General features: G+C 71.3%; 17 protein-coding genes. 6 read left to right on the forward strand and 11 right to left on the reverse strand.

All coding sequences use genetic code 11. The features are described 5' to 3' along the window. Positions 1–131: 131 nt before the first annotated feature. Entirely contained in the window at positions 132–2591 is a 2460-nt protein-coding gene (locus ACZ3ZD_RS24670) for a DNA gyrase/topoisomerase IV subunit A (RefSeq protein WP_467401167.1), read from the forward strand. Positions 2592–2645: 54 nt separating this feature from the next. On the opposite strand, the gene ACZ3ZD_RS24675 is transcribed toward ACZ3ZD_RS24670, so the two are convergent. Together ACZ3ZD_RS24675 and ACZ3ZD_RS24680 are read right to left on the reverse strand one after the other, a co-directional pair. Beyond that, positions 2646–3758, reverse strand: a complete 1113-nt coding sequence (locus ACZ3ZD_RS24675; RefSeq protein ID WP_467401170.1) for a CobW family GTP-binding protein — start codon at positions 3756–3758, stop codon at positions 2646–2648. A 131-nt stretch (positions 3759–3889) separates the two neighbouring features. Beyond that, positions 3890–5056, reverse strand: a complete 1167-nt coding sequence (locus ACZ3ZD_RS24680) for a citrate synthase/methylcitrate synthase (RefSeq protein ID WP_467401172.1) — start codon at positions 5054–5056, stop codon at positions 3890–3892. Between the two features lie 113 nt (positions 5057–5169). On the opposite strand from ACZ3ZD_RS24680, the gene ACZ3ZD_RS24685 reads away from it, so the two are divergent. The 4 genes from ACZ3ZD_RS24685 (at position 5170) to ACZ3ZD_RS24700 (ending at position 9878) form a co-directional block, all read left to right on the forward strand. Beyond that, complete coding sequence (locus ACZ3ZD_RS24685) at positions 5170–6426, forward strand: citrate synthase (RefSeq protein WP_467401175.1); 1257 nt, start codon at positions 5170–5172, stop codon at positions 6424–6426. 54 nt (positions 6427–6480) lie between these two features. Next, complete coding sequence (locus ACZ3ZD_RS24690; protein ID WP_467401177.1) at positions 6481–7449, forward strand: sucrase ferredoxin; 969 nt, start codon at positions 6481–6483, stop codon at positions 7447–7449. Positions 7450–7521: 72 nt separating this feature from the next. Beyond that, entirely contained in the window at positions 7522–9201 is a 1680-nt protein-coding gene (locus ACZ3ZD_RS24695; RefSeq protein WP_467401180.1) for an ATP-binding protein, read from the forward strand. Then, complete coding sequence (locus ACZ3ZD_RS24700; protein WP_467401183.1) at positions 9198–9878, forward strand: response regulator; 681 nt, start codon at positions 9198–9200, stop codon at positions 9876–9878. The genes ACZ3ZD_RS24695 and ACZ3ZD_RS24700 overlap by 4 nt, the downstream gene beginning before the upstream one ends. A gap of 18 nt (positions 9879–9896) precedes the next feature. Here the strand turns inward: ACZ3ZD_RS24700 and ACZ3ZD_RS24705 are convergent, their stop codons facing one another. From ACZ3ZD_RS24705 to ACZ3ZD_RS24715, 3 genes are read right to left on the reverse strand one after another with little or no spacing between them, the layout of a single operon-like run. Beyond that, complete coding sequence (locus ACZ3ZD_RS24705; RefSeq protein WP_467401185.1) at positions 9897–10952, reverse strand: ABC transporter substrate-binding protein; 1056 nt, start codon at positions 10950–10952, stop codon at positions 9897–9899. A gap of 59 nt (positions 10953–11011) precedes the next feature. After that, on the reverse strand, positions 11012–11875 hold the full coding sequence (locus ACZ3ZD_RS24710; protein WP_467401188.1) for an ABC transporter permease: 864 nt from the start codon (positions 11873–11875) through the stop codon (positions 11012–11014). Next, positions 11865–12680, reverse strand: coding sequence for an ABC transporter ATP-binding protein (locus tag ACZ3ZD_RS24715; RefSeq protein WP_467401190.1), 816 nt, complete (start codon positions 12678–12680; stop codon positions 11865–11867). Before ACZ3ZD_RS24715 ends, ACZ3ZD_RS24710 begins: the two co-directional genes overlap by 11 nt. A 157-nt stretch (positions 12681–12837) precedes the next feature. On the opposite strand from ACZ3ZD_RS24715, the gene ACZ3ZD_RS24720 reads away from it, so the two are divergent. Next, the gene (locus ACZ3ZD_RS24720) at positions 12838–13530 is read left to right on the forward strand and encodes a response regulator (protein WP_467401193.1); all 693 of its coding nucleotides are present in this window, start codon (positions 12838–12840) and stop codon (positions 13528–13530) included. Positions 13531–13548: 18 nt separating this feature from the next. On the opposite strand, the gene ACZ3ZD_RS24725 is transcribed toward ACZ3ZD_RS24720, so the two are convergent. The 6 genes from ACZ3ZD_RS24725 to ACZ3ZD_RS24750 all read right to left on the reverse strand — a co-directional run bounded on the left by ACZ3ZD_RS24725 (position 13549) and on the right by ACZ3ZD_RS24750 (position 20573). Next, positions 13549–15138, reverse strand: a complete 1590-nt coding sequence (locus ACZ3ZD_RS24725) for a solute symporter family protein (RefSeq protein WP_467401195.1) — start codon at positions 15136–15138, stop codon at positions 13549–13551. Further along, the gene (locus ACZ3ZD_RS24730; RefSeq protein WP_467401198.1) at positions 15135–15683 is read right to left on the reverse strand and encodes a DUF485 domain-containing protein; all 549 of its coding nucleotides are present in this window, start codon (positions 15681–15683) and stop codon (positions 15135–15137) included. Before ACZ3ZD_RS24730 ends, ACZ3ZD_RS24725 begins: the two co-directional genes overlap by 4 nt. 69 nt (positions 15684–15752) lie before the next feature. Then, positions 15753–16439 carry a response regulator transcription factor gene (locus tag ACZ3ZD_RS24735; protein WP_467401201.1) on the reverse strand — a complete coding sequence of 229 codons (687 nt, stop codon included), beginning with the start codon at positions 16437–16439 and terminating at the stop codon, positions 15753–15755. After that, a complete protein-coding gene (locus ACZ3ZD_RS24740) occupies positions 16436–17587 on the reverse strand; it encodes a sensor histidine kinase (protein WP_467401204.1) in 1152 nt (383 codons plus the stop codon). The genes ACZ3ZD_RS24735 and ACZ3ZD_RS24740 overlap by 4 nt, the downstream gene beginning before the upstream one ends. Further along, on the reverse strand, positions 17584–18105 hold the full coding sequence (locus tag ACZ3ZD_RS24745; protein ID WP_467401206.1) for a DUF1453 domain-containing protein: 522 nt from the start codon (positions 18103–18105) through the stop codon (positions 17584–17586). Before ACZ3ZD_RS24745 ends, ACZ3ZD_RS24740 begins: the two co-directional genes overlap by 4 nt. A 344-nt stretch (positions 18106–18449) precedes the next feature. Beyond that, positions 18450–20573, reverse strand: coding sequence for a DNA gyrase/topoisomerase IV subunit B (locus ACZ3ZD_RS24750; protein ID WP_467401209.1), 2124 nt, complete (start codon positions 20571–20573; stop codon positions 18450–18452). Positions 20574–20966 lie beyond the last annotated feature (393 nt).

The raw sequence follows: 20966 nt of genomic DNA on the forward strand, positions 1-20966 counted from the left end.
CCGCCCGGACCGGGTGGTGGCACGGGTTGTCAGTGCCTAGGTCCACAATGGTCCGCGTCAGATCCGTCAAACGCTTCAGCAGCACGAGCGCCCCGTAGGCGAGCGACCAGATCAGAAGGAGCCAGGCAGCGATGGCCCGCCGCAGCACGAAGACCCCGCCGCCCGACGATTCGTTCGAGGAGAGGATCCTCGACATCGACGTCGTGGACGAGATGCGTGGCTCCTACCTCGAGTACGCGTACTCGGTCATCTACTCGCGCGCCCTGCCGGACGCCCGTGACGGTCTCAAGCCGGTGCACCGCCGGATCGTCTATCAGATGAACGAGATGGGGCTGCGTCCAGAACGCGGCTATGTGAAGTGCGCGCGTGTCGTCGGCGAGGTCATGGGCAAGCTGCACCCGCACGGCGACGCGTCGATCTACGACGCCCTGGTGCGCATGGCGCAGCCCTTCTCCATGCGGGTGCCGCTGGTCGACGGCCACGGCAACTTCGGCTCGCTGGGCAACGACGACCCGCCGGCCGCCATGCGGTACACCGAGTGCCGGATGGCCGAGGCGGCCGGCCTGATGACCGAGTCGATCGACGAGGACACGGTCGACTTCGCGCCGAACTACGACGGCCAGGAGCAGGAGCCGCTGGCCCTGCCCGCGGCCTTCCCGAACCTGCTGGTCAACGGCGCCTCGGGAATCGCGGTCGGCATGGCGACGAACATGCCGCCGCACAACCTGCGCGAGGTCGTCGCCGCCGCCCGCCACCTGATCCGGAACCCGAACGCCGACCTGGACGCGCTGATGAAGCACGTCCCGGGCCCGGACCTGCCCACCGGCGGCCGGATCGTCGGCCTGGACGGCATCCGGGACGCGTACGCGAACGGCCGCGGCACCTTCAAGATGCGCGCCACGGTCTCGGTCGAGCCCGTGACGGCCCGCCGCAAGGGCCTGGTGGTCACAGAACTGCCGTTCACGGTCGGCCCCGAGAAGGTCATCGCGAAGATCAAGGACCTGGTCAACGCGAAGAAGATCCAGGGCATCGCCGACGTCAAGGACCTCACCGACCGCGAACACGGCCTGCGCCTGGTCATCGAGATCAAGAACGGTTTCGTGCCGGAGGCCGTCCTGGAGCAGCTGTACAAGCTGACCCCCATGGAGGAGTCCTTCGGCATCAACAACGTCGCCCTGGTCGACGGCCAGCCGCTCACCCTGGGCCTGAAGGAACTGCTGGAGGTCTACCTGGACCACCGCTTCGACGTGGTCCGGCGCCGCAGCGAGTTCCGCCGCGGCAGGAAGCGCGACCGGCTGCACCTGGTCGAGGGCCTGTTGACCGCGCTGGTCGACATCGACGAGGTCATCCGGATCATCCGGTCCAGCGAGAACTCCGCGCAGGCCAAGGAGCGCCTGATGGAGCGCTTCTCGCTGAGCGAGGTGCAGACGCAGTACATCCTCGACACGCCGCTGCGCCGGCTCACCAAGTATGACCGGATCGAGCTGGAGGCGGAGAAGGAGAAGCTCACCGCGGAGATCGAGGAGCTGACCCGGATCCTGGAGTCTGACGCGGAGCTGCGCAAGCTGGTCTCGGCCGAGCTGGCCGCCGTCGCCAAGAAGTTCGGCACCGACCGGCGCACGGTCCTGCTGGAGTCGGCGGGCGCCCCGGCGGCCACGGTGCCCCTGCAGGTGGCCGACGACCCGTGCCGGGTGCTGCTGTCCTCGACGGGACTGCTGGCCCGTACGGCGACCGCGGAGCCGTTCCCGGAGGCCGCGGGCGCCAAGCGCGTCAAGCACGACGTCATCGTCTCGGCGGTGCCGGCGACCGCGCGGGGAGTGATCGGCGCGGTGACCTCGGCGGGCCGGCTGCTGCGGATCAACGTGGTGGACCTGCCGCAGCTGCCCGAGCCGGTGGCCGCCCCCAACCTCTCCGGAGGGGCCCCGCTGGCGGAGTTCGTCACCCTGGAGGACGACGAGACCGTGGTCTGCCTGACCACGCTGGACGAGTCGTCACCGGGGCTCGCGCTCGGCACCGAGCAGGGCGTGGTCAAGCGGGTGGTGCCCGACTATCCGTCCCATAAGGACGAATTGGAGGTCATCACGCTGAAGGAGGGCGACCGGATCGTCGGCGCGGTGGAGCTGCGCACCGGCGAGGAGGACCTGGTCTTCATCACGGACGACGCGCAACTGCTGCGCTTCCAGGCCTCGATCGTCCGGCCGCAGGGCCGTCCGGCGGGCGGTATGGCGGGCGTCAAGCTCACCGAGGGCGCGAAGGTGATCTCCTTCACGGCGGTCGACCCGGCCGCCGACGCGGTGGTGTTCACGGTGGCGGGTTCGCGCGGCACGCTGGACGACTCGGTGCAGACGACGGCCAAGCTGACCCCGTTCGACCAGTACCCGCGCAAGGGCCGGGCCACGGGCGGTGTGCGCTGCCAGCGGTTCCTGAAGGGCGAGGACTGCCTGTCGCTGGCCTGGGCGGGCCCGCTGCCCGCGCGCGCGGCGCAGAAGAACGGCACGCCGGTGGACCTGCCCGAGGTGGACCCGCGCCGGGACGGCTCGGGCACCTCGCTGCCGAAGACGGTGGCCGTGGTCGCGGGCCCGGTGCTGTGAGACGGGCGGCCCGGGGCTAGGCGGGCGGCCCGGGGCTAGACGGGCGGCCCGGGGCTAGACGGGCGGATCCTCCAGGTCCGCTTCCGTCTCGCCGTGGGGTTCGTCTTCCGCCCCGCCTCGCGTTCCGTCCGGGTCCTGTACGTAGCGCAGAACGCCCCACATGCCGTGCTCGTCGGCGTGTGGGGCGTCGTTCTTGCACGCCCCGAGTTCCTTGCCGAGGGTGTCCGTGTCGATGCCGGAGCCGATGAGCACGAGCTGGGTGAGACGGGCCTCCCCGGGCGCCCAGGGCTCCGGGTAGAAGCGCAGGAACCGGCCCACGGCGTGTACGGCGTACCGGTTGCGGGGGTCGTACGGTCCGAAGTCGACGTACCCCTTGATCCGGTACAGCCCCTCGGGCCGGCTGTCCAGGAACCGCATGAGCCGGCGGGGCTCCAGCGGGACGTCGGCGCTGAAGGACAGGCTGTCGTAGCCGGTGTGCAGGTGCCCGTGGTCGTCGGCGCCGTGGTCGTGCAGGTCGTCGAAGGACAGCTGCCCGACGCGCTCCTCGCCGGGCCGGCAGTCGAAGAGGAACTCGGGATCGATGCGGCCATAGGTGGCGGGGACGACGGCGGCGCGGTCGGTGAGCGAGCGGACGAGGCCCAGCACCCGGTCGGTGTCGGGCGCGCGGTCGAGCTTGTTGACGACGACCAGGTCGGCGAGGGCGAGGTGCCGGTCGATCTCGGGGTGCCTCGCCCGCGTGTCGTCGAACTCGGCGGCGTCGACCACCTCGACCAGGCCGCCGTAGACGATGCCGGGATGCTCGCTGGCGAGCACCATCCGCACGAGCTCCTGCGGTTCGGCCAGCCCGCTGGCCTCGATGACGATCACGTCGATGCCGGTGGCGGGCGCGGCGAGCCGGTCCAGGTACAGGTCGAGTTCACCGGCGTCGACGGCGCAGCACAGGCAGCCGTTGCCGAGGGAGACGGTGGAGTCGCCGAGGGCTCCCGCGACGGCCATGGCGTCGATCTCGATGGACCCGAAGTCGTTGACGATGGCCCCGATCCGGCTGCCTCCGCTGCGGTGCAGCAGATGGTTGAGGAGCGTGGTCTTCCCGGAGCCGAGGAAACCGGCGAGCACGACGACCGGGATCTGCTGCGGACTGCCGCTGTGTACCGTGCTGTTCCCCAACGGGCGACCTCTCTGACGTACCAGCGCGCACCGGCTCGCGGTCCGGCGCACGGGCGGGCGTGGACTGGTCGTCCAGGATACGAGCGGGGACCGGCGGTGCCGGTGCCCGCCGGCCGGGTCGCCTGCTCGCGTCAACGGCCGGGGGCCACCGCCGGCTGGGGTTCCGGACCCACGTACCGCGCCGCCGGGCGGATGATCTTCGGGTCGGCGGCCTGTTCCAGGATGTTGGCGCTCCAGCCGACCACCCGTGCCGCGGCGAAGGTGGGGGTGAACATCTCCCGGGGCAGGCCGCACAGTTCCATGACCACCCCGGCGTAGAACTCGACGTTCGTGTGGAGTTCGCGGCCGGGCTTCAGCTCCGCGAGGATCGCCTCCACCCGGCGCTCGACCTCCACCGCGAAGTCGACCCGGGGACCGCCGAAGTCGAGGGCGATCTCGCGCAGCATCCGTGAACGGGGGTCCTCGGTGCGGTAGACGGCGTGGCCGAACCCCATGATCCGGTCGCCGGCGAGCACGCGCGCGCGGATCCAGGCGTCGATCCGGTCGGGCGTGCCGATGGCGTCCAGCGTGTCCAGGGCCCGGCTGGGCGCGCCCCCGTGCAGCGGACCGGAGAGGGCGCCGACGGCGCCGGTCAGGCAGGCCGTGACGTCGGCGCCGGTGGACGCGATGACGCGGGCGGTGAAGGTTGACGCGTTGAACCCGTGGTCAATGGTTGAGATCAGGTAGTGCTCGACCGCACGGACCCGACGCGGATCCGGTTCCGAACCGGACAGCATGTACAGGTAGTTGGCCGCGTACGAGAGGTCCTCGCGGGGCTCCACGGGATCGAGGCCCCGGCCCAGCCGGTACAGCGCGGTCAGCAGGGTGGGTACGGCCGCACAGGCGGCCAGGGTGTCGGCGCGCCGCTCATCCTGGTCCATGTCGTACACCGGCCGGAAGCCCTGGGCGGCGCCCAGCAGGGACAGTGCCGTGCGCAGTCCGGCCAGTGGTCCGGAGCGCCGCCCGGCCCCGGCGATCGCGGGCAGTGCCGCGCCGACGGCGTCGGGCAGCCGCCGCAGGGCCGCCGTCTCGGCGGCGAAGGCCGCTCCGCGTCGCGCGTCCGGCAGCGTGCCGTGGACCAGGAGGTGCCAGACGTCCTCGAAGCTGCGGGTGCGGGCGAGGTCGACCGCGGGGTACTGGCGGTAGTGGTAGAAGCCCTCCCGGCCCCTGACGTCACCGATCTCGGTCTCGGCGACGACGACGCCCGCGAGACCGCGCGGGGCGTCGACGAGCGGGGTGGCGGTCCTGTTGATGGCCATGGCTTTCCTCCCTGAACTTGATCCGACTGTCCATGCTTGACTATTTTCTTGTCAATATTGATTGAATCAATGTGTAGTCATCAACCTGTGCAGAGACCGCTACCGTGGCGTCCATGCGCGATCACGACACCGCTCCCCACCGCCCCGGGCGCCGGATGACCACCAAGGAGACCGCCGAACTCCTCGGCGTGAAGCCCGAGACGGTCTACGCGTACGTGAGCCGCGGCCTGCTCAGCAGCAGACGCGAGCCCGGCGGCCGGGCCAGCACCTTCGAGGCCCGGGAGGTGGAGTCCCTCGCCCGCCGCAACCGGCGCGAGGCAGCCGGGAGCCCCGGCTCCGGCGGGGACCTGTCCGTCCGCACCCGGATCACGCTGATCGAGCAGGACCGGTACTTCTACCGGGGCGTGGACGCCGTCGAGCTGGCCGCCCGCCACCCCTACGAGGAGGTCGCGGAGTGGCTGTGGACGGGCCGGCCGAGCCCCGGGGCGGCCTTCTCCGCGCCCGGAAGCACCGTGCAGGTGGCCCGCCGCGCGGTGGACGCGCTGTCCGAGCACGCCTCCCCCATCGACCGGCTGCGGGTGGCGGCGGTCGCCGCGGCGGCCGAGGACCCCCTGCGTTTCGACCTGTCCGAGGAGGCCGTCCTGAGCACGGCACGCATCCTCATCCCGACCCTGGTCGCCGCGCTGCCGCCGGCCGCGCACACGCGCAAGGACGACGGTCCGCTGGCCCAGCGCCTGTGGGCCCGGTTGACCGGCCTCCCAGCCGACGATGCCTCCCTGCGCGTCCTGGACACCGCGCTGGCGCTGCTCGCCGACCACGACCTGGCCGCGTCGACGCTCGCGGTACGGGTCGCCGCCTCGGCCCGCGCGCACGCCTACGCGGCCGTCTCGGCCGGACTGGGCGTGCTGGAGGGTCCGCTGCACGGCGCCGCCAGCGGCCTCGCCCACCGGATGCTGCTGGACGTGCTCGACCAGGGCACGGCGGTCCCCGTGATCGCCGCCGAACTCCGCGCCGGCCGCCGCGTGCCCGGCCTCGGCCACCGGCTGTACGCGGGCGAGGATCCCCGCGCGCGGGTGCTCTTCGGCCTCCTGGAGCAGCTCCCGCGCGCGGAGTCCGCGCTGCTCGCGGCCCGCGACATCGTGGCGACGACCGCCCGGCACACCCCGCTGCACGCCAATGTGGACCTCGCCCTGGCGGTGTTCACCGCGTCCTGCGGCATGCCGTCCACGGCCGGCGAGACGATCTTCGCCGTCGCCCGGACCGCGGGCTGGATCGCCCACGCCCTGGAGGAGTACGGCGAGCGTCCGCTGCGCATGCGCCCCAGCGGACACTACGTCGGTCCGCGCCCGCCGCAGCCCCTCCCGGAGTAGGACACGGCACCGGCCGGAAGTGCCCCCGAGCGGAGTCAGGTTAGGCTCACCTCTGTGAGTAGGTGTGCGACCGTCTCCCGGAGCCTCGACGAGCCGGTGTCCGGTACGGCGGCCACGGCGACGACGTGGCTGCTGCTGGAACAGCCCGGTCCGTGGGGCGTCAAGGCGCTCACCTCCAGCCACCTCGACCCCGCGCTGGGCCGGGCGCTGGAGGCGGCCGCCGACGGCACCGGCGTGCGCATCGCGTTGATCCGGCACCCCGGCCGCCACGCCGACCCCGGCACACCCCAGGTCCGGCGGGTGTACGCCGCACACACCGTTCCGGGGAACGTGTGGCTGCACAGTGCCACCACCCGCGATCCGGAGCGGCTGCTCGACCTGGACTTCGCCGGCCTCGGGACCGGCGACCACCGTTCCTTCGGCACGCTGCTCGGCGGGCAGCCGCACCGCGGTGACCCGCTGGCGCTGGTGTGCACCAACGGCAAGCGGGACCGCTGCTGCGCCCTCCTGGGCCGCCCCCTCGCCGCAGAGCTGGTCGCCTCCGGGGTGCGCGGCGTCTGGGAGGTCACCCATCTGGGTGGACACCGGTTCGCGCCCACGGTGCTCGTGCTGCCGTACGGCTACGCCTACGGCCGCGCCGAGGCACACACCGTCAAGGAGGCCCTGCACGGCGCCCAGGAGGGTCGCGTGATCGTCGAGGGGTGCCGGGGGTGCTCGGCGTGGGAGCGGCCCGGCCAGGCGGCGGAGCTCGCCGTCCGGTCGGCCGCGGGCGAGTACCGGGCGGGCGTGCTGAGGGTCGTACGGACGGCCGGCACGGGCCCGCGCTGGGAGGTGACCGTCGCGCACACCGACGGCCGCCGTTGGCGGGTCACCGTGGCGCAGGGGGCGTCGCTGCCGCCCCGCCCGGAGAGCTGCGGCGCGGAGGTGCTGGGCACGCCCGCGCGCATGGACGTGCTCGAGCTGCGCGAGCTGAGGCCGACGGCGCCGGCGCGTCAGCCGCACACGGATGCCGTCAACCATTGATCCCGGGGGGATCAAGAGATCCACACCACACCCCCTGGGGTGGTCACCGGCGCCCCACGTACCGTCTGGGGTATGAGCCCGACTCCCCCCGCCCGCCGACTGCGCCTCGGGCTGCCCCGGCGGATGTTCTCCCAGGTGCTGCTGATGCAGTTGGCGATCGCCGCGGGAGTCGCGGTCCTCGCGACCGGGCTCTTCCTCGCACCGCTCAGCAAGCAGCTGGACCAGGAGGCGATGCGCCGCGCGCTGGCCATCGCGGAGACCACCGCCCAGGACCCGCACATCGCCGAGGGGGTCCTCACCACGCCGCCGTCCAGGAAGGGCCCGGTGCAGCGGGAGGCCGAGCGGATCCGGCGGGCCACGCACGCCGAGTACATCGTGGTGGTGGGCCGGAACTGGGTGCGCTGGTCGCACCCGACGCCTTCGGAGATCGGCCGGCGCGTCTCCACCAGCCCTTCCGACGCCCTGAAAGGCAAGGAGGTCATGGAGATCGACCAGGGCACCCTGGGACGCTCGGCGCGCGGCAAGGTGCCGCTGTACGACGCCGACCACCGCATCGTCGGCGCGGTCTCGGTCGGTATCGCCTACGACAGCGTGCGGGCCCGGTTGATCAGTGCGATCCCGGGGTTGTTCGCCTACGCCGGTGGTGCGCTCGCGGTGGGCGCGCTGGCCGCCTGGCTGGTCTCCCGCCGGGTCCAGCGGCAGACCCGCGACCTGGCCTTCTCCGACATCTCCGCACTGCTCGCGGAGCGCGAGGCGATGCTGCACGGCATCCGGGAGGGCGTGGTCGCGCTCGACCGGGGCGGCCGTATCCGCCTGCTCAACGACGAGGCGCGGCGGCTGCTGGGCATCGGTGACGAGGCCGTCGGGCGGACCCTGGACGAGGCGCTCGGTACCGGCCGTACGACGGACGTGCTGGCCGGCCGCGTGACCGGCACCGATCTGCTCACCGTGCGCGGCCATCGCGTCCTGGTCGCCAACCGCATGCCCACCGACGACGGCGGCGCCGTGGCCACCCTGCGCGACCGCACCGAACTGGAGCAGCTGGGGCGCGAACTCGACTCCACGCGCGGGCTGATCGACGCCCTGCGCGCGCAGGACCACGAGCACGCCAACCGCATGCACACGCTGCTGGGGCTGCTGGAGCTGGAGATGTACGACGACGCCGTGGAGTTCGTCGGCGAGGTGGTCGGGGACCACCGGGCCACCGCCGAGCAGGTCACGGAGAAGATCCAGGACCCGCTCCTGGCCGCGCTGCTGGTCGGCAAGGCGACCGTGGCGGCCGAGCGCGGGGTCGCCCTGTGGGTGTCGGAGCGCACCCGGCTCCCGGACCGGCTGATCGACCCCCGGGGCCTGGTCACGGTCGTGGGCAACCTCGTGGACAACGCCCTCGACGCGGTCGCGGGCACCCTCCACGCGCGCGTGGAGGTCGAGTTGCGCGCGGAGGGCCGTACGGTCGTCCTGACCGTGCACGACACGGGCCCCGGTATCCCGGAGGACCAACGGGAGTTGATCTTCACGGAGGGGTGGTCCACCAAGAAGCCGCCCGCGCACGGCAAGCGGGGCATCGGACTGTCCCTGGTGCACCGGCTCGCCGAGCGGCAGGGCGGGAGCGCGACCGTGGCCACGGCGGCCGGCGGTGGCGCGGAGTTCACCGTGGTCCTGCCCGAGGCGCTGACCGAACCGGAACTGGAACCCGCGGTGACCGGCGAGTCCTCCGGGACCGCTGCCGTCGCCGAGGAGGAGGCGCGATGATCGAGGTCCTGGTCGTGGACGACGACACCCGTGTCGCCCGCGTCAACGCCGCCTACGTGGAGAAGGTGCCCGGTTTCCATGTGGCCGGCGAGGCGCACAGCGCGGCCGAGGCGCTGCACCGGGTGGCGACCCTGCCGCGGCTGGATCTCGTCCTGATGGACCACTACCTGCCCGACGACACGGGGCTCGCGGTCGTCCAGGAGATGCGCCGGCGCGGCCTCCAGACCGACGTGATCATGGTGACGGCGGCGCGGGATGTGTCGACCGTTCAGGCGGCCATGCGCCAGGGGGCGTTGCAGTACCTGGTGAAGCCGTTCGCGTTCGCCGGCCTGCGGGCGAAGCTGGAGGCGTACGCCGAGTTGCGGCGCACCCTGGACGGCGGCGGGGAGGCCGAGCAGGCGGAGGTGGACCGGATCTTCGGCGCCCTGTCCGCCCCGTCGGAGCCCGGGCTGCCCAAGGGGCACTCCCCGACGACGGCGGAGCTGGTGCGTCAGGCGCTGCTGAGCGCGGAACGGCCGCTCTCCGCCCAGGAGATCGCCGAGCGGACGGGGGTGAGCCGGCAGACCGCCCAGCGGTATCTGAAGCTGCTGGAGCGCACCGGCCGGGCCCGGCTGACCCTCAAGTACGGCGACGCGGGCCGCCCGGAACACCGTTACGTGTGGGCGACCCGCGCCTGAGCGCGATTCATGCAGCGGTCACTTGACCGCCTTGACGAACTCCGTCGTGTACGTCTTGTTCAAGTCGACCTTCGCGTTCTTGATGGTGGGGTTGAACGCCTTGAGCACCTTCTCGACGGTCTCGGGACCGCTCTGGGGCATCACACCGTCGTCAGTGAACATCGGCAGGGTGCTCTTGATGGCCTGCGTGTAGAGGGCCTTGTTGCCCTGGGAGTAGTCGGCGGGCATCTTGGCGGCGATCTCGTCGGCGCTGTGCGTGGACATCCACTTGAGCGTCTTGACGAATGCGTTGACCAACTTCTGGACGGTGTCCTTGTGTCCGTTGACCCAGTCCGTCTGCATGTAAAGACTTGACGAGGGGTACGGCCCACCGAGCGCCTCCTGCGAGCCCTCGGGGGTGCGCATGTCGATGAGGACCTTCCCGGCCTTCTTGTCCAGGATCGTCGCGACGGTCGGGTCGGTGGTCATGCCGCCGTCGATCGCGCCGTTCTGGAGCGCCGCGATGAACGTCGGTCCCGCCCCCACCGCGACCGGCGTGAACTCGCTGACCTTCACCCCGTTCTTGACCGCCAGGTACTTGGTGAGGAAGTCGGTCGAGGAGCCGAGGCCGGTCACGCCGAGCTTGCGGCCCTTGAAGTCCTTGGGGGAGGCGAGGTCGCCCGCGGCCTTGCCGGAGACGACCTCGACCTCGCCGGGTGCGTGCGAGAACTGCACGACCGATTCCACCGACTTGCCCTTCACCTGCAGGTCGAGGGTGTGGTCGTAGAAGCCGACCGCCCCCTGCACCTGGCCGGAGACGAGCGCGGTCTCGGCCTGGACGCCGGCGGGCTCGCTCAGCATCTGGACGTTCAGGCCCTCGGCCTGGAAGTAGCCGAGGCGCTGGGTGAGCATCGCGGGCAGGTAGATGACCTTGTCCAGGCCGCCGACCATGATCTTGACGCTCTCGCCCTTGCCGCCGCCACCGCTGCCGGTGTCGGCCGTGGAGCTCGCAGCGTCGTTGGCGCAGGCGGTGAGGGAGGTGAGGGCGAGCAGTCCGGCAGTGGTGAGGGAGGCGTATCTGGCGGTCTTGCGCATGCGGTTCACGTCCTTGTGAGAGGGCGGTGCGGGAGGAAGGAGCGGCGGCGAGGGGCCGGTCAGCTGTCGGAGCCGCTGGGCTTCCAGCGGAAGATGCGGCGCTCGGCGAAGGTGAGCAGCCCTTCGGCGACGAGGGCGACGGCGGCGAGGATCACCATCGCGGCGTACACGCCTGCCGCGTTGAAGGTGTTCTGCGACTGCGCGACCAGCAGGCCGATGCCCTTGGTCGCACCGATGTACTCGCCGACGATGGCGCCGATGAGCGCGAAACCGAAGCTGACGTGGAGACTGGTGAAGATCCAGGAGGTGGCCGACGGGATGACCACCTGGAGGGTCACCCTGCGGTCGCTCGCGCCCAGGATGCGGGCGTTGGCCACCAGGTTGCGGTCCACTTCGCGGGCGCCCTGGAAGGCGTTGAAGAACACCGGGAAGAAGACGAGCACGACGGCTGAGGCCACCTTGGAGGACGGGCCGAGGCCGAACCAGATCAGGAAGATGGGCGCCAGCACGATCCTGGGAATCGAGTTGAGCACCTTGATGTATGGACCAAGAACCTCGGCGAGCAATCGGATCCGCCCGAGCGCAATGCCGAAGAGCACGCCGGCGACCACACCGATGACCCAGCCGAGCAGTGCCTCGTGCAGCGTGTACCAGATCTGCTCCCCCAGGGAACCGAGCGCTGTCCCGTGGGCCACCCAGGTGTAGATCTGGTCCCAGATCTTCGAGGGCATCGAGAAGTTGAACGGATCGATGACCTTGGCGCGGGACAGCGTCTCCCACAGTCCGAGGACGACCACCAGCAGCACCACGCGCGCGACGCCGACGAGGAGCTTGCGCCGGCGGGCGGCCTGGGCGCGGGTCTGCGCGCGGCCGGGTGCCTTGGCGGTGCCGACGACCGGGGTGCTGAGAACCTCAGGCGACATGGGCGGTACCCCTCTCGCGGGTGATGCGGACCTCTTCGCCGAGGGACTCCCAGATCTCGCGGTAGATCTCGATGAACCGCGGCTCCAGACGCACCGACTCCACCTTCCGCGGGCGGGGCAGGTCGATATCGAAGACCTGCTTCACGGTCGCGGGTCCGGCGGTCATCACGACGACCTTGTCGGCCAGCGCGATGGACTCCTCCAGGTCGTGGGTGACGAAGACGACGGAGGCACCGGTGCCCTCCCACAGCTCCAGCAGCTCGTCCGACATCAGTGCCCGGGTCTGCACGTCGAGCGCGGAGAACGGCTCGTCCATCAGCAGGATCTCGGGGTCGTTGACGAACGTGGCCGCCAGGGCGACGCGCTTGCGCTGACCGCCGGAGAGCTGGTGCGGATAGCGGTCCTCGAAGGCGGCGAGCCCCACCCGGGCCAGCCACTCGCGGGCCTTCTGCTTGGCCTCCGCCTTGGGCACGCCCCGGAAGCGGGGACCCGCCATGACGTTGGACAGCACCGTCCGCCAGGGGAAGGTGGCGTCCTGCTGGAAGACGAAACCGACCTTGTCGCCGACGCCGTCGACCGGTTCCCCGGCCACCAGCACCTCGCCCTCGCTCGGCTCCTCCAGGCCGCTGACCAGGGTCAGCGTGGTGGACTTGCCGCAGCCCGTCGGCCCTACGACGGCCACGAACTCGCCCCGCCCGACGGCGAGGTCCAGACCGCGCACGGCCGTGTGCAGTCCCCCGGACGGGGTTTTGAAGATCTTGCTCGCGCCCCGCAGCTCGATGGCGGGGCTGGTGTCTGCGCTCATGGGCCGGGACGGTAGGTGTGGCCCCCGCCACAGCAGCAGTCTTGTGGGCGCAAGCCGTTCTTTTGCTCGCAAGGACCTGTTGTGCTCGTTTTGCTCGCGCTACAACTGCGGAGCCGAACACGGGCTCGATGCTCGCCGGCCTTGGAGGAGAGGCCTGATGATTGACGTCCTGGTGGTGGACGACGACTTCCGCGTCGCAGAGATCAACGCCAAGTACGTGGGAAAGGTTCCCGGCTTCCGGGTGGCCGCCCGCGCACACAGCGCCGCCCAGGCCCTGGCCGCCGTCGAACGCGGCGGCATCGATCTGGTCCTGCTCGACCACTACCTGCCGGACCGCACCGGCCTGCAACTCGTGCACCGCATGCGGGAGCAGGGCCATGGCACGGACGTCATCATGATCACGGCGGCGAGTGACGTCACGACCGTCCAGCAGGCGATGCGCCTGGGCGCCCTGCACTATCTGGTCAAGCCGTTCACCTTCGCCGCGCTGCGCGCCCGCCTGGACTCCTACGCCGCCCTGCGCCGCACGGTCGACCGGGTGGGCGGCCGGGGTCTGACGGGCCAGGAACAGGTCGACCGGATCTTCGGCGCCCTGCGCACCGCTCCCGCCCCCTCCGCGCCCGGTCTGCCGACCGGCCACTCCGAGCCCACCACCGACCTGATCTGCGGCGTCCTGCACCGCGCCGACCATCCGCTCTCGGCCCACGAGGTGGCCGCCCGGACCGGCCTGAGCCGCTCCACCGCCCAGCGCTACCTGCGCCACCTGGAACAGGCGGGCCGGCTCCGCCTCTCCCTGAAGTACGGCGACACCGGCCGCCCGGAACACCGGTACGCCTGGGTGGCACCCTAGCGAGACGCCGTGCCCGCGCTACGCGGCTCCGGCCCCGGTCAGCGAACGCACCTCCGTCTCGGCGTACTTGGCCTCGTCCGCGGCCTCGTCCGAGGTGACCGTGCCCAGCCACCCGGCCAGAAAGCCGAGCGGGATGGAGACGATGCCCGGGTTGTCCAGCGGGAAGTACTGGAAGTCGACGGCCGGGAAGAGGGAGTCCGGGCTGCCGGACACCACCGGGGAGAGCAGCACCAGCCCGATCGCCGGGAGCAGCCCGCCGTAGACCGCCCACACCGCGCCACGCGTCGTGAAGCCGCTCCAGAACAGCGAGTAGAGCAGGACGGGCAGGTTCGCGGACGCGGCGACCGCGAAGGCGAGGCCGACGAGGAAGGCGACGTTGAGATCGCGGGCCAGCAGGCCGAGCACGATCGCGACGACGCCGATGCCGACCGCCGCCCACCGTGCCACCGCGACCTCGCTGCGGGGCTTGCCATGCGGTCTGCGCAGCGACGCGTACAGATCGTGGGCCACCGACGCCGAGGAGGCGAGCGTGATGCCCGCGACCACCGCGAGGATCGTCGCGAAGGCCACGGCGGCGACCACAGCGAACAGCACCGTGCCCCCCGTGGAACCCGCCCCGCCGCCCAGGTCGAGGGCGAGCAGCGGCACGGCCGTGTTCCCGGCCGCGTTGGATCCGCGTACGGCCTCCGGCCCGACCACCGCCGCCGCGCCGAATCCGAGGACGATCGTCATCAGGTAGAAGCCGCCGATCAGAGCGATGGACCACACCACGGAGCGGCGGGCGGCCCGGGCGGTCGGCACGGTGTAGAAGCGCGACAGGATGTGGGGCAGTCCGGCCGTGCCCAGCACCAGCGCGAGGCCCAGGCTGATGAAGTCGAGCCGGTCGGTCCAGTCCCCGCCGTACTTCAGGCCCGGCGCCAGGAACGCCGTCCCGTGACCGCTGCGCTCCGCGGCCGTGAGCAGCAGCCGGTCGACGTCACCGTGGAAGCGCAGGAGGACGAGAACGGTCAGTACGACCGTCCCGCCGAGCAGCAGGACCGCCTTCACGATCTGGATCCACGTGGTGGCCCGCATCCCTCCCAACGACACATAGATCACCATGAGCGCACCGACGCCGATGACCGTCCAGGCCTGGGCTGCTCCGCCCGTCCGCCCCAGCAGCAGCGCCACCAGACTGCCCGCCCCGACCATTTGCGCCACCAGATACAGAACGGACACCGTGACCGCGGACGTTCCCGCCGCGATCCGCACCGGCCGCTCCCGCATCCGCGCGGCCACCACGTCGGCCAGGGTGAACCGCCCGCAGTTGCGCACCAGTTCGGCCACCAGGAACAGCACGAGCAGCCACGCCACGAGGAACCCCACGCAGTACAGCAGCCCGTCGTACCCGTACAGCGCGATGAGCCCGGCGATCCCGAGGAAGGAGGCGGCCGACATGTAGTCGCCCGCGATGGCAAAACCATTCTCCATCGGGGAGAACAGCCGCCCGCCGGCGTAGAACTCCTCCGCCGACCCGCGCCGCCTGCGGCTCACCCAGGTCGTGATCCCGAGGGTGACCGCCACGAACCCGACGAACAGCAACAGCGCCGGCGTCTGGTGACCGGTCACGACGCGCCTCCTCGCGCACCGCGGGCCAGTTCCTGGGTGTCCCACCGCAGCTCCAGCGCCACCCGGTCCCGGCGCAGCCGAGCATGCCGGGCGTAGGCCCAGGTGAGCAGGAAGGTGCTCAGGAACTGCCCGAGCCCCGCGACCATCCCCACGTTCACCGCCCCCGCCAGGGGCCGGGCCATGAATCCCGGCGCGGCCGTCGCGGCGACCACATACCCCACGTACCAGACCAGGAAGCCGACGACCCCCGGCACCACGAACCGCCGGTACCTGCCGCGCACCTCCTGGAACGCCTGGCTGCGCTGCACCCGGACATACACGTCGCGGGCGTCCGCCGCCGTCGCACCGGGCTCCGCGCGCGCGGGCGGCACGGCCGGCGCGGGCCTGCCCGTGCCGTCCGGCTCGCCCCAGCCCGAGGCCAGCGCGTCGTACCACGGGTCCTCGTACCGCACCTCCCGGGAGGGCGCGGCGTGGTCTGCCTGGTGCTCGGCGGAGCTCTCGGGGCCGTCCCCGGCGCCCCCGGGGCGACCGTTGCTTGACTGCATGCCCAAGGATGGACAGAACGGCAGGATCGCTGACTCTTCTTCGTCGCGCCCTTCACCCCATCAGGTGATTCAGCCGGTGGGCGGCCGCACCAGTCCCCTGCTGTAGGCGTACCGCACGGCCTGCGCCCGGTCTTTGAGGCCCGTCTTGGCGAAGAGGTTGTTGATGTGGGTTTTCACGGTCGCGGTCGACACCTGCAGTCTGCGGGCGATCTCCTGGTTGCTCAGGCCTTCGGCGATCAGCACCAGGACCTCGATCTCGCGCGTGGTCAGTCCGTCGGGCGCCTCGGCTGCCGCCGCCGGCACGGGCTCCGCCTGCGACAGCCGCTCCAGCAGCCGTCGCTGGACACTCGGCGACAGCCCCGCGTCCCCCGAGAGCACGCTGTGCACGGCCCGCACGATCTCGTCGCCGCCCGCGTCCTTGGTCAGGTACCCCCGGGCGCCGGCCCGCAGCGCCGGGAACAGCGACTCGTCGTCCGCGAAGGTGGTGAGCACCACGACCTGGGTTCCGGGGTACCGGGCCCGGATCCTCCGGGTGGCCTCCACGCCGTCGCAGCGGGGCATTCTGAGGTCCATCAGCACGACGTCCGGAGCGAGTTCGCCGACCAGCCGCACGGCCTCCTCGCCGTCTCCCGCGGCCCCCACGACCTCCACACCCGGCAACAGCCCGAGCAGCATCACGATGCCCTCACGGACCACGGTCTGGTCGTCGGCCACCACCACCCGTGCGGGCTTCTTCCCTCCCTCCGTCTCCGTCATACAGGCACCTTCAGCGTCACCACGAACCCCTCCTCGTCCGGCCCCGCGTCCAGTGAACCGCCCAGCAGTTCGGCGCGCTCGCGCATGCCCAGCAGACCGTACCCGCCTCCGGCTCCCCGGAGTTCGCCCGGCCGTCCGCCCGAGTCCCGGACGTTCAGCGTCACCTCGTGTTCGCTGTAGTCGAGCCACACGGCCACCTTGGCGCCCTCGGCGTGCTTGCGGACGTTCGTCAGCGCCTCCTGCGCGACCCGCCGTACGGCCTGGGACGCCTCGGCCGGCAGGGGGCGGCGTTCACCTGTGACGGTGACCTCGGCCCCGTCGGCCGAGCTGACGAGTCCGGTCAGGTACTCCTCCAGCGGGGTCAGTTCCCCCCGCAGGGCGGACAGCGCCTGACGGGTCTCGTCGAGTCCGTCGCGGGCCATGCCCCGGGCGGCCACCACCCGCTCCAGGATCCGTTCGCGGTCCGCGCCGTTCTGGATCAGCAGCCGGGCCGCCTCCAGGTGCACGAGCTGCGCCGAGAGGCTGTGGGCCAGTACGTCGTGGATCTCTCGGGCGATGCGGGCCCGTTCGGCCAGCGCCGCGGACTCGGCCTCGGCCACGCGGGCGGCACGCTCCTGGGCGAGCAGCCTCTGCGCATTGCCCCGGGCCTCCGCGTCCAGCCGCAGCACGTACCCGGCGAGGGCCATACCGGCCACGGTGGCGGCCGTGGACAGCCAGACGTCGTTGGTGAACGCGGCGTAGGAGGCCAGTGCCGCCGACGCGACGGGGACCGCGGCGCCGAGCGGCAGCCGCTCCAGTGCACCGACGCCGCAGCCGCACCAGATCACGAGGGCGGGTCCTCTGAATCCCGTGGCTTCGGCGGCGACCGCGATGCACAGGAGGATGCTCACGAGCGCGAGGGAGTGCAGCAGCCGGTGCTCATAGGTGGTCCGGAAGAAGGCCCAGGCGACGAGGGCGGCGAGGACGACTCCGGCCGCTGCCGCGACCGCCTCCCAGACACCGACGGACCTCTGGGTGAAGGCACCCCACAGGAGCATGGCCAGCACGACCAGCCGGACCGCCCAGACGAGCACGCGCCGGGGCCGGGTCCTTCCCGCGCGGCCGAGCGCTTCCCGCGACGGCCAGCGTGTCCAGGCGTTCTCTGTCACACGCGCTCCTTCCAGGCCGACCGCTCGTCCGCACCGTACGCCGGGGCGGGACGACTCACGACGCCGGCTGACTGGGCCCGCCATGCCAGGATCCCCCCGCGCACCAGCAGGGTGCCGGCGAGGCCCAGCATCAGCGCGGAGCTGTCCTGGTGCAGGCCGAGTGCGGAACCGAGGACGAAGAGGCCGGCTCGCAGGGCTATGCCCACGGCCCAGACGGCGATGCTCGCCTTCGTGCTCTTGGTCCACAGGACGCCGTCCGGCGCCGTCCAGATGCGGGTGGTCAAGCCCCAGCCGATGCCGGTGGCCAGCCCGATGAGCAGTTCCACCGCGAGCAGGGCGGCGGATTCGACGCGGTGGTGGGCGTCGAGGACGCCGGGCTCGCGCAGTGCGACGACGGCGAGCACCACGGGCAGCAGCCACCAGCGCCGGTCCGTGTTGATCGCCCGGGCGCGGAACTGCCGCACGATCACTGTCGCGGCGACGGCCACGATCACCAATGCGTTGACGAGCCCGGACATCAGAACCCCCGTGAACGAGAAGGCGGTGCCGGGAGCGAGCGCTGCCGACGCCTTCGAAGTTACGGAAACGAGCAGCCCAGGGGATCGGAGCCAGGGTGGATCAAGGGTGGAACCTCGAAGCGGCTCGCCTCCACCCACGGGTGGAGAGGTCGTGCGGGGCGGAGGACGCGCGGGGCAGGAGTCGTGCGGGGCAGGAGTCGTGCTGCCAAGCAGCCCAGCCCGGCCAGCGGGACCGTAGCCGCTTCCCCGGCCCCTGGGCAGCGTTCCTGCCCAGGGGCCGGGGAAGCGCACCAAGTCCGTCACCCCCTGCCCGCGCCCCCGCCGCCCGAAGCCCAGCGCAGCGGTTACGCGTCGATCCGCGACCGGTCCAGCGTCGCGGCCGAGCTGGAGATGAACTCCTTGCGCGGTGCCACGTCGTTGCCCATCAGCAGGTCGAAGACCTGTTCCGCGGCCTCCAGGTCGGACAGGTTGATCCGGCGCAGGGTGCGGTGGCGCGGGTCCATCGTGGTCTCGGCCAGCTGGTCGGCGTCCATCTCGCCCAGACCCTTGTAGCGCTGGATGGAGTCCTTGTACCGGATGCCCTTGCTCTGGAACTCCATGAGCTTGTCGCGCAGCTCGCGGTCGGAGTACGTGTAGACGTACTTGTCCTGCCCCTTCTTCGGCTGGACGATCTCGATGCGGTGCAGCGGCGGCACCGCGGCGAAGACCCGGCCGGCCTCGACCATGGGCCGCATGTAGCGCTGGAACAGCGTGAGCAGCAGGCAGCGGATGTGGGAGCCGTCCACGTCGGCGTCGGTCATCATGATGATCTTGCCGTAGCGGGCCTGGTCGATGTCGAAGGTTCGGCCGGAGCCCGCCCCTATGACCTGGATGATCGCGCCGCACTCGGCGTTCTTGAGCATGTCGGTCACCGACGACCGCTGCACGTTGAGGATCTTGCCGCGGATCGGCAGCAGCGCCTGGAACTCGGAGTTGCGCGCCAGCTTGGCCGTACCGAGCGCGGAGTCGCCCTCGACGATGAACAGCTCGCTGCGGTCGACGTCGTCGCTGCGGCAGTCGGCGAGCTTGGCCGGCAGGGACGAGGACTCCAGGGCGGTCTTGCGGCGCTGGGCGTCCTTGTGCTGGCGGGCCGCGACCCGGGTACGGGCGGCGGCGACCACCTTCTCCATGACGACCCGGGCCTGGGCGGCGGCGTCACGCCTGGTCGCCGTCAGGAAGGCCTTCAGCTCCTTGCTGACCACGCCGTTCACGATGCGGCGGGCCGCCGAGGTACCGAGGACCTCCTTCGTCTGCCCCTCGAACTGCGGCTCGGCCAGCCGAACCGTGACGACGGCGGTGAGACCCTCCAGGGCATCGTCCTTGACGATGTTGTCCTCGGCCACGCGCAGCATCTTCTTGGCGCGCAGCACGTCGTTCATCGTCTGTGTGAGCGCCTGGTCGAAGCCGGCGACGTGGGTGCCGCCCTTGGGCGTGGCGATGATGTTGACGAACGACCGGACGGTCGAGTCGTAGCCGGTGCCCCAGCGCAGCGCGACGTCGACGCCCAGCTCGCGGGTGACCTCGGTGGGGGTCATCTGGCCGTGCTCGTCCAGGACGGGAACCGTCTCCTTGAAGGTGCCCTTGCCGGAGAAGCGGAGGACGTCGCAGACCGCCTTGTCGTTGGCCAGGTACTCGCAGAACTCGCTGATGCCGCCGTCGAAGCGGAAGGACTCCTCGCCCTTGCTGCCGCCCTCGCCCAGACCGAACTCGTCACGGACGACGATCGTCAGCCCCGGCACCAGGAAGGCGGTCTGCCGGGCGCGCTGGTGCAGGTTCTCCAGGGAGAGCTTGGCGTCCCTGAGGAAGATCTGCCGGTCGGCCCAGTACCGCACGCGCGTGCCGGTGCGCGTCTTGGGGATCTTCTTCGCCTTGCGGAGACCGCTCTTGGCCTCGAACTTCGCGTCGGCGCCGTCGGAGGCGAAGGCGCCGGGCACGCCGCGCCGGAAGCTGATGGCGTGGGTGTGGCCGCCGCGGTCGACCTCGACGTCGAGACGGGCGGAGAGGGCGTTGACCACGGAGGCGCCGACGCCGTGCAGGCCGCCGGAGGCGGCGTAGGAGCCACCGCCGAACTTGCCGCCCGCGTGCAGCTTGGTCATGACGACCTCGACGCCGGACAGGCCGGTCTTCGGCTCCACGTCCACGGGGATGCCGCGGCCGTTGTCGCGGACCTCGACGGAGCCGTCGTCGTGGAGGACGACCTCGATGTGGTCGCAGTAGCCGCCGAGGGCCTCGTCCACCGAGTTGTCGATGATCTCCCAGAGGCAGTGCATCAGGCCGCGGCTGTCGGTCGAGCCGATGTACATGCCAGGGCGCTTGCGCACCGCCTCAAGACCCTCGAGGACGAGCAGGTGCCGCGCGGTGTAGTTGGAACCGTCGCGGTCTGCTCCTGCCAGCAGCGCTGTGGACGGCACGGACGTATCGGCGGTCACGCGGTTCGCTCCTCGCTGAATTTCAGGTGGCCCCCTTTTGGGTAAGGGGGCGGCTTCGGTCGCCGCTCAGAGGGTACCGAGCCCTGGTAGAGCCGGTGTAACGCCACCCTCGTCGGCAACTCACACTAGTCCACGCTCGCATACACGTTCGATCCCTCGATGGAGTGAAGTACACATCACGTTCCCTTCGAGGCATGAACCATTTAGGCTCCGGGCACGTCCTCATGAACAACCGGCAACCCGGCCGGGAGGACCGAGAGCAAGACAGCGCGAACCCGTAAGCACACAAGAGACGCAATACGGCACATTCGCCGCCAACCGGCAGCAGACAGCCGCCCCGGAAGATTTTTTTCGAGGAAAAGCCACGAGCGGGAACGTTTTCGGGCTGGTTGG

The sequence above is a fragment of the Streptomyces sp. NPDC023481 genome, assembly GCF_055560195.1.